General features: G+C 45.0%; 8 protein-coding genes. 3 read left to right on the plus strand and 5 right to left on the minus strand.

The genetic code is table 11. The features are described 5' to 3' along the window. Nucleotides 1-220: 220 nt before the first annotated feature. From P5683_RS09620 to hslO, 4 genes are all read right to left on the minus strand, one after another. Nucleotides 221-1,471 (minus strand): ABC transporter permease, encoded by a 1,251-nt coding sequence (locus tag P5683_RS09620; protein ID WP_006625579.1) that lies wholly within the window; start codon nucleotides 1,469-1,471, stop codon nucleotides 221-223. Between the two features lie 218 nt (nucleotides 1,472-1,689). Beyond that, the gene (locus P5683_RS09625; RefSeq protein ID WP_006625578.1) at nucleotides 1,690-2,208 is read right to left on the minus strand and encodes a pentapeptide repeat-containing protein; all 519 of its coding nucleotides are present in this window, start codon (nucleotides 2,206-2,208) and stop codon (nucleotides 1,690-1,692) included. 71 nt (nucleotides 2,209-2,279) lie between these two features. Then, complete coding sequence (locus tag P5683_RS09630) at nucleotides 2,280-4,502, minus strand: hypothetical protein (RefSeq protein ID WP_193521165.1); 2,223 nt, start codon at nucleotides 4,500-4,502, stop codon at nucleotides 2,280-2,282. Between the two features lie 266 nt (nucleotides 4,503-4,768). After that, nucleotides 4,769-5,698, minus strand: coding sequence for an Hsp33 family molecular chaperone HslO (hslO, locus tag P5683_RS09635; RefSeq protein ID WP_006625576.1), 930 nt, complete (start codon nucleotides 5,696-5,698; stop codon nucleotides 4,769-4,771). A 370-nt stretch (nucleotides 5,699-6,068) separates the two neighbouring features. Between hslO and P5683_RS09640 the strand changes: the two genes are divergently transcribed. Together P5683_RS09640 and rlmN are read left to right on the plus strand one after the other, a co-directional pair. Beyond that, entirely contained in the window at nucleotides 6,069-6,467 is a 399-nt protein-coding gene (locus P5683_RS09640; RefSeq protein WP_006625575.1) for a hypothetical protein, read from the plus strand. A gap of 24 nt (nucleotides 6,468-6,491) precedes the next feature. Continuing rightward, on the plus strand, nucleotides 6,492-7,532 hold the full coding sequence (gene rlmN, locus P5683_RS09645) for a 23S rRNA (adenine(2503)-C(2))-methyltransferase RlmN (protein WP_006625574.1): 1,041 nt from the start codon (nucleotides 6,492-6,494) through the stop codon (nucleotides 7,530-7,532). A gap of 328 nt (nucleotides 7,533-7,860) precedes the next feature. On the opposite strand, the gene P5683_RS09650 is transcribed toward rlmN, so the two are convergent. Then, complete coding sequence (locus tag P5683_RS09650; protein ID WP_315639660.1) at nucleotides 7,861-8,763, minus strand: calcium-binding protein; 903 nt, start codon at nucleotides 8,761-8,763, stop codon at nucleotides 7,861-7,863. A 148-nt stretch (nucleotides 8,764-8,911) separates the two neighbouring features. Between P5683_RS09650 and P5683_RS09655 the strand changes: the two genes are divergently transcribed. Next, the coding region (locus P5683_RS09655) for a hypothetical protein (RefSeq protein WP_315642397.1) at nucleotides 8,912-9,093 on the plus strand (182 nt) is incomplete at its 3' end.

Genomic DNA, 9,093 nt, shown 5'->3' on the forward strand with positions numbered 1-9,093 from the left:
AGAAACCCGGTTTCTTTGAGTCACCGGAAATGCGATCGCTACTTGATATTGAGAAACCCGGTTTCTTACCAAAACTTAGGTGAGGATACGAAGATGGTCGTAGAAACCCGGTTTCTTTGAGTCACCGGAAATGCGATCGCTACTTGATATTGAGAAGGCGGGTTTATTACAAAAATAGCATCATTTTATTGTCTCTGTCAACCTTTTTATAGAGAAATTTTTAAGCCTTAAAGACGATCGCAGGGTCTACGCGAGTGACTTTTTGGATAGCAAAGAAAGCTGAACCGCCACACATTACTAAAGTTAAGAAAAACACCCCTACAGCAGAAGCCGGGGTAATCAAAATCAGAATACCTTGGGTAGCAGAAGCCCAACTGGCGACACCTAAACAGAGAGCCATTCCGGGGATATAGCCGAGAACAGCCATCCAAAAAGCCTGTTCTAAAATCACAGAATAAAGCAGGCGATCGGGAGCGCCCATAGCCTTGAGAGTACCAAATTCTTTGATATGGTCAGCGACGGAAGCATAAAGAATTTGAGCTACCACAATCATACCGACCAAAATTCCGACCACAGCCCCTAAACTCAAAACGAAACCCACTCCGGTGCGTTTTTGCCAGTATTCTTGGATTTTTTCGGCGATTTCTTCTCTGGTATAAGCGCGTGTATTGGGGAGAGTAGCTTCTAATGCGGCTTGTAGTTCCTGTAAGTCTTGATTGGGTTTGGCTTTCACTAAAATATAAGTAATCGGGTCGGTTAATGTTAGGGGTCTAGGTTCAGGAGAAATATCGGTTTGGGTTTGGCGATCGCCAGAATCATCAAAAACATTAACACAGTTAAGATTGCCATTCTCCAAAGTGCATCGGGTCTGAGTTTGTAGAGGTACACTAACATAGGCGTTAGCATTTTTCAGGGAAGTAAAGACGAAAATACTATTAACAATGGGTTGAGTCCCTTGAGTTAATCCGACAATCTTGGCTTCTAAGCCAGAAATAGTAACCGTATCTCCCACGCCACTAACCCGTAGGGAGTTTAAATTACTCTCATCTACCATTACCCTATATGGTTGTTTGAGAGATGCCAAATCTCCTTCAATAATATTCCAGGGAGCAAACAGTTTCCCGTCAGGGTTAGAACCGACTAAATTAATCGCTTGAATTTGACCAGTCGGATCGCGCCAACGCGCACTTTGAAAAATTAGAGGTTCTGCTAGTTCTACACCGGGAACGTTTTGGGCTTTGGTGAGTTGTTCTAGGGCTAGTGGCATGGTCAGATTGAGATGCACCATGTCTTCGGAGGTAATCCAAATATCGGCGCTAGATCTATCAATCAGCATGGATGAGGATTGCACAAATCCGTTGAGAATGCCATTTTGAATGGTAACTAAACTCACCGCAAACATAATCCCAGCCTGAGCCGCTAGGAAGCGGGGAATATCTTCGATGAGGTTTTTGCGAGCAATGGAAGCCATAATTATTCAGTAACTACTATAACTGGTATTTTAGCTTGACAGAGATATCAACGACAATTCCGTTGAATATGGGTTAAATATCGGTTTTCTGAGTTAGCTGATGTACCAGTCTTGAGTGGGGACGAGAAAGTTATGAGGTCTATGGTGAGCGGCGACTCGTGTAACTGACTCACTTCCTTGGGGGGAGACAGAGACAGAAGCTACAGAAGCTAATTGAATTATAGTGCATCCCGGAGATTGGTTTTAACTAAAGTAGTTTTACTCCAATCAACATCTTCAATATGAGCGCGATTTATGGTGACTGAAAATAGAACGGAATTAGAGAAGTTTGCGCCGCGTAAATCTGCTTCGGTTAAGTCAGCGTATGCTAGTTTAGCGTAGCTTAAATTGGCACCGCGTAAATCTGCCCCTTTGAGATTGGTTTTGAACAATTTAGCTCTGGTCAAGTTGGCTTCTCTCAGGTCAGAATAAAGTAGTTTAGCATTGCTTAAATCGGTGTCGGACAAATTAGCTTTACAGAGGTTAGCAAATAGATGGGTGTTGCTAAGATTAGCGCGACGGAGATTAATGGATTTGAGGTTAGCCTGCCAGAGGAGTAATTCTTTTAAATTGGCTCCTTCGAGGTTTACCTCTTGTAGGTCTACGCCGATGAACCCTCGTTTACCACTAGCATAAAGCTGGAGTAGTTCGGCGGGGGTTAGGATTTTATGGGGTAATGGTTTGTCCCAGTAAGTCATGCCTGTAGTTCTTTTGCTCCCAATTATAAGGTCAATCAACCCCAATTGTGGTTAATTTTTGGGCGAATTTTTTAAAGGCGTGGTTGAGGGTCATCAATGGAGTTATCCCATCTAATTGGTTTGTTTAGATCGGGTGGCTGCTCAAATTCAATATTGGGAGATACTGACCTAGGCGGAGTAGGCTGTTGATTGGGAACCGGAGTCGGTGGGTTTAACCAAGATTGCCAATCGGAAATTTGAGCTTGAGCGGAATTATAAACGGTACTACCTGGGGGAATCATTTTTAGGGTTTCTATAGCCCCAGGTATATCATAAATCGCCTGATCTAATCCGCGAGTAAATAAGGTTTGACTCCAATCATTAATGAGCTGATCTGCACGCCAACGCCACGAACCAGAAGGAGAAACTCGGTCGGCTAATTGAATGCCACGAATTAACCCATCTATAGTGCCAGGAATGGCAGAAGTTTCGGCATTTTCTAAATTTTGGATATCCTGTAATTGCGATCGCCATTGGTTAATATCAGCCCTGGCTTTTTCGTACATCAATAAACCGGGTCTAATTTGTTCAGCCACAGCAATAGCATTAGCAAAATCACCCTGGGCGGCTAATTCTTGAGCGCGGTCGAGAACCGGTTGAAACTCTAGGCGCTCACTTCTGACACGCCACTCTTTAATCTGTTCTTGAGCCTCATCATATAATGCCCGACCACGACCAATTTGAGAAGCCCTTTCTACCGCCGCCTTGAGAGAATCAACATCCCCAAAACTCGCCAACTTTTCCGCGATATCCAATAATGGTCTATCTTCGATTTCCTCAATTTTCCGATTCCATTGGCTAATATTTTTCCGGGCTTCACTACCACGGGAATGAGAAACCGGGATTAGTTGCAATTTAGCGATCGCCGCCCTTAAATCCGGTATAGTTTGGCTACGGGCTAATCTTTCCGCCTCATTGAGAATTGTCAGATCAGCAATTTCCTGCTGCCAGCCCCGAATATATTGTTGTGCCTTCCAGTATAACGGCCGATTACGTTCAATAGCACCCGCTTGAGCGATCGCATCTGTCAGTCCTTCTGGGGTATCCAGCAGCGCCGGAACATGGGCGCGGGCTAAAACGATAAAATCCTTAACCTCCTCGGTCAGGTTAGCACTGGTGGGAATTTTATTCACCGTAGCGATCGCTTCTTGCCATTGACCCTGATTCAGGATATCTTCCGCTATAGTCATAATCGACTTACTCAAAGCCGAAACTTCTTTTTTCGCCTGATCTTGCAAATAGCTCTGATCAGAAATTTCCTCTAGCTTTTTAATTGCCAGTAATAGGTTATTAACCCCCCCTTGATTCCCCAAACTTCGGGCTTCTGCCAATTTCCGACTATCTTCCCTGGCTATCTGTAGCAAATCCGTTAATTTCTGATATCGCACCGTTTCCCAGTAATTATTCCCCACATTCAATAACTGGGTAGCTTCCCTAAATGCCAAATTCAACTCTTCTCGGCGCATCAAATCTTCAACCTTGCGGTAAATACCCTCAGCCTTTTTCCAAATTTCTTGCCACTGTTTAATCCGCTGTTCTACACTAGCTGATGCGGAAGTTTGCGGGGGAATCTTTTTCGCTATCCGAATTGCCTCAGATAATTCTCCGGCTTGAAACTGAGACTCTGCCAAATTCATAATACCGATCGACCATTTGTCAATGTGGCGGTTAATTTCCGGGCGGAGGGGATGGTCTTCTGGCAGGACACTCACCAACTCAAAGGCTAGGAGGAAATCATCTAAAGTGTTTTTACTGGCAGCCATTTCAGCGCAGTACAGACGCAGAGATGCCGAAGCCAGTGGCCAAAAAATCTTAGGACAGTTAGGTAAAGCAGGCGATCGCAACAGTAACGTACTAGCCACATAAGCCACCCCTGGGGGAGTCGCCAACACCAACAGCAACCCCAACAACGGCAGAGATGCCATAATGGGGTTATTTCTCTTTGGTGAAGGCGTTTCCGGTTCAACAGTTGGGGGAACCACTGTCACCAAAGCTGATGATACAGTAGGCTCTGGCTGCACGACTTCCGGTTCTGGCGGTGGTGAGGGTGGCTGATTCATGCTTTGCGACTCTAGCAGCATCCGCAGTTCTTTTAACCGTTCTTTACGGCTTTTACGTTGTGGCTGTATTTGTTCAGAACTTCCCCGCACCAATTTTGGTGGCGACCCTACTCTGTCAGATATCGCTGGTGGTGTCGCCACTTTTGGGGAACGCAATTCCAGCCAACGGTTTTGTTTCGGTTTCCTGTCAATCATAGGTTAAGCCATCCTCACGCTGCATTCACCCCCTACCAACTATCCACGGGGAAAAAGTAAGGTGCTGCTTGATTTTTATAGCACTGTTAGGAAAGCGATCGCAATCACCCCACCTAGGGAATTACAGCTTGTTCACCAGTCGCTTAATACATTACCCTCACCCTAAATCTGGATCCCAGAGACGGAGAGGGACTTTGAGAGGTGATCAGATGATTTCTGAACAGGTTGTATTTTAGCCTTGGCTTCTAATCCCCTAGGGAAGTTTTCTATAAAACCCTGCCAATCTTTTCGGACAACTGATCGTGATCCTGGTTCAAGTCTCGGATCAACTTATGGAGATCTTCCGTAGTGGCGTGATAAATCTGGCCACAAAATTCACATTTAGCCTCTGCGCCGCTATCCTTTTCAATCATATCTTGTAGTTCAGCTTGTCCAAACATCTTGAGACCACCTAAAACCCGTTCAAAAGAACAGCCACAATGAAACTGTAGCAATTGGGTTTCCGGTAGAATATTTAACCCCAAATCTCCTAGCAATTGCTCAAAAATATGGGGGAGAGTTTGACAGGCGCGCAACAGAGGCGTAAAACCAGATAAGGCACCAATTCTCGATTCTAATAACTCTATCAGTGCTAAATCAGTGGCAGCTTTGGGGAGGATCTGTAATAACAGCCCCCCAGCCGCCTGTACGCCTTCTTTATCCACAAATACCCCTAACACTAAGGCTGATGGGGTTTGTTCTGATGATACCAGATAATGGGTCAGGTCGTCGCCGATTTCTCCTGACACCAGTTCAACTGTACTGGAGTAAGGATAACCATAGCCAACATCCCGCACTACATAAACATAACCATTTTTACCCACTGCCCTGCCAACGTCTAGTTTGTCATAAGCATTGGGCGCTAACTCGATTTCTGGGTTCCCAACATAACCCCGCACAGTGCCATCGAGTCCCGCATCGACTACAATACCTCCTAAGGGTCCGTCCCCTTGAATTTGAAGATTTATCCGTGACTCGGGACGCTTCATATTAGAAACCAGCAACAGACCCCCTGCCATTGTCCGTCCTAGGGCTGCTGTGGCTACATAGGATAGTTTATGCCGTTTTCTCGCTTCCTCCGTTAGACGAGTGGTAATTACCCCCACAGCGCGAATACCGCCGTCAGCCGCTGTAGCACGTATAAGTTGATCAGCCATAGTTTTTGGAAAGTTGATGATTGACAATTTACAATTTACAACTTACAATTATCCATAATCCATTATCCATTTAGTTCCCGCCTGCGCCCTATTCCTTGATAGCCGGAGGGGTGAAGCGGGTTTACTCATCATCACAAACAAATAATTAATTTCCCCTAACCCTAGATATCCCTTGTCTTGGGGTCATGGTGCTGGTTTTCCGGTTATGATGCACCGGATAGGCTACCATGGGTGAGGTGCGTCAGTTGGCGAGATGGGCGGTGATGATTGCCATTTTCTGGTTATGACGCACCCTACTAGAACTGCTATAATGGGGAGTGGTTTGTGATCCGACAAGTGCGATCGCTAACTGGTTTGATCATGGTGACTTATGCTGGGTAGTTTTCAAAAAAGCAGTCTAAGGATTGAGGTAGATGCCTCCGAGGCGACTATTCGCGAAAGTCTGTTGTATCCCCACCACGTTCAACAGTGGTTGTGGCCTGTGCAATTTTCATCAGGACTCCCCCAACAGTTTAATGTGGGTCTAAAGTTCACCAGTTCACTGGGTCCGGTGACCATTAAACATTATGTTGATGTGGCTGAGTCTAACTGTTTGCGGTTTCTCCTCAGTGGGGGGATTGATGGCTTTCATGAATGGTATTGGGGAGAGGGTTGGGTACAGTCCCGCTTAGAAGGTGTTTCTGTGTTACCTCTCAATTTAGGACAAACGGTTAATCTCACTCAGTTACGGGGATTTCTGTTAACTAAAAAGCCACAATCAGCCGATTAATTTTTAAGCACAGGGTAGCTATTTATGATCGCAGTTGAACCAGCTTTTAAACCTTTACTGGGGACATCTTTACCTGAACTGACTGATTGGGTTCAGCAACAGGGACAACCAGCTTATCGGGGAAAGCAATTATATCAGTGGATTTATCAGAAAGGGGCTAAATCCCTTGAGGAAATAACTGTGTTTCCCAAACAGTGGCGATCGCAATTAGCCACCATACCCGTTGGTCGTTCAACTATTCATTATCGCGCGGTTGCTAGTGATGGCACGATTAAGTATTTGCTGAAATTATCCGATGGTCAAATTATTGAAACTGTCGGCATTCCTACCCATGACCGCTTAACGGTTTGTGTTTCTTCTCAGGTGGGGTGTCCCATGGCTTGCGATTTTTGCGCGACCGGAAAGGGGGGGTTTTTCCGTAACTTGGAAACCCATGAAATTGTAGATCAAGTTCTCACGGTTCAGGAAGATTTCCAACGCCGTGTCAGCCATATTGTCTTTATGGGTATGGGGGAACCTTTACTTAATACTCAAAATGCGATCGCTGCTATTACCTGCTTAAATAGAGATATTGGTATCGGACAGCGAATGATTACTCTTTCCACCGTAGGCATTCCCAACCGCATCCGCCAATTAGCCGAATATCAGCTACAAATTACCCTGGCTGTTAGTTTACACGCTTCTAATCAAACTCTCCGAGAACAACTGATTCCCAGCGCCAAAACCTATCCCCTAGAATCCCTCATCTCTGAATGTCGAGATTATGTGAAATTGACCGGGCGGCGGGTAAGTTTTGAGTATGTGATGTTATCTGGAGTTAATGATTTACCTAGCCACGCCACCGAATTAGCCAGCCTTATGCGGGGCTTTCAAAGTCATGTTAATCTGATTCCCTATAACCCCATTAATGAGGTGGATTATCAGCGCCCTAGTCCCTCACAAATACAGGATTTTGTCAAGGAATTGGAACAGCGACGGGTAGCAGTCAGCGTTCGCTATTCTCGCGGTTTAGATGCTGATGCCGCCTGCGGTCAACTGCGGGCTTCTCAGACAATTAATAATTAATAATTAATAATTAATAATTAATAATTATCAGTTACCCCTTGGGTTCAAATATCCAGGGGAGTGGCTGACAATTCCAAGGCATAAATAGTTTCCCCCTGAAACTGAGAAACTCGCACAAAGTAGGTTCCCCGTTAATAATTAATAATTAATAATTAATAATTAATAATTAACAGTTACCCCTTGGGTTCAAATATCCAGGGGAATGGCTGACAATTCCAAGGCATAAATAGTTTCCCCCTGAAACTGAGAAACTCGCACAAAGTAGGTTCCCCGTTAATAATTAATAATTAATAATTAATAATTAATAATTAACAGTTACCCCTTGGGTTCAAATATCCAGGGGAATGGCTGACAATTCCAAGGCATAAATAGTTTCCCCCTGAAACTGAGAAACCCGCACAAAGTAGGTTCCCCGTGGCAATAGGTCAATCTCAATAGATTCTGTAGCCAAAGCCGGGTTATTTGAAGAGGCGATAATATCATCAGGTTGAACCGCTTGATTTTGATTAAAATCTTGGATTAAATCCACATTAGCATCCGCTTTTAAACCGTGCAGAAATAGGCTAAACTCACTGCCATTATTGGGAATGATAAATTCATAAATATTGACCGGGTTATCATCCGTAACCGAGTTAACTATAGTCCGACTTCCCAAGAGAGTATCTAAAGCGATCGCATTACTGAGGTCATCGCCGAACTGTGGGGGTGCGCCCAACCTCCCCAACGGCGAACCAAACCGAAAAAAATGCTCAAAAAGGCTGCCAATTATCTCTTCTTCTATACCCTGAACAGCATCAAAATTGCGATCGCGATAAAACTCCGCATCAAAGGACTCGCTAGGGTTCAACCCCTGAAATTGTCCGATTTTGAAAAAATGCTCAAATGCCGTAAATTCCCCGTTAGCTACTCCCTGAGCGACTGAAGGATTTTGTTGTAGATAAAAAACCGGGTCAAAAAAGGGATTAGGGCTGAGGTTGTCCGTTTGTCCAATATTAACAAAATGAGCCGCTGCAGTGGTAATTCCCGCCTCTACTTCCGACTGAATATCGGGATTTTGTGCCAGATAAAATTCCCCATCAAAAATCGGGTTAGGTGTTCGTCCTTCAAATTGTCCATAGCGAGAAAAATGCTCAAAGGCGGTCTCAAAAACCCCGTTAGCGATCGCATCTTTAACGTCCTGATTTTGTGCCAAATAAAACCCTTCATCAAATAAAGTTTCAAGGGTAAGCATAAAAAGCCTTTTCCCAGCAGAGGATTAATGTTCACCACTAGATTATCGCCAATTAGTCGTCAATTGTCCATTCCCATTGTAGGTTAGGCGAATATGTAGGTTGGGTGAAGCGCAGCCGGGCCCAACTTCCCCTACCATTGTAGGTTGGGTGAAGCGCAGCCGGGCCCAACTTCTCCAGTGTACCATTGTAGGTTGGGTGAAGCGCAGCCGGGCCCAACTTCTCCAGTGTACCATTGTAGGTTGGGTGAAGCGCAGGGAAACCCAACTTTCCCATTGTAGGTTGGGTGAAGCGCAGCGCAACCCAACTTCCCCAGCCGTGATAAATCAGGT

Source organism: Limnospira sp. PMC 1279.21, from assembly GCF_032349615.1.
Lineage (GTDB): Bacteria > Cyanobacteriota > Cyanobacteriia > Cyanobacteriales > Microcoleaceae > Limnospira > Limnospira fusiformis.

Coding starts and splice junctions, on each gene's coding strand:
- P5683_RS09625 (WP_006625578.1), bottom strand. CDS start 2,208: ATGACTTACTGGGACAAACCATTACCCCATAAAATCCTAACCCCCGCC.
- P5683_RS09640 (WP_006625575.1), top strand. CDS start 6,069: ATGCTGGGTAGTTTTCAAAAAAGCAGTCTAAGGATTGAGGTAGATGCC.
- rlmN (WP_006625574.1), top strand. CDS start 6,492: ATGATCGCAGTTGAACCAGCTTTTAAACCTTTACTGGGGACATCTTTA.
- P5683_RS09650 (WP_315639660.1), bottom strand. CDS start 8,763: ATGCTTACCCTTGAAACTTTATTTGATGAAGGGTTTTATTTGGCACAA.
- hslO (WP_006625576.1), bottom strand. CDS start 5,698: ATGGCTGATCAACTTATACGTGCTACAGCGGCTGACGGCGGTATTCGC.
- P5683_RS09630 (WP_193521165.1), bottom strand. CDS start 4,502: ATGATTGACAGGAAACCGAAACAAAACCGTTGGCTGGAATTGCGTTCC.
- P5683_RS09620 (WP_006625579.1), bottom strand. CDS start 1,471: ATGGCTTCCATTGCTCGCAAAAACCTCATCGAAGATATTCCCCGCTTC.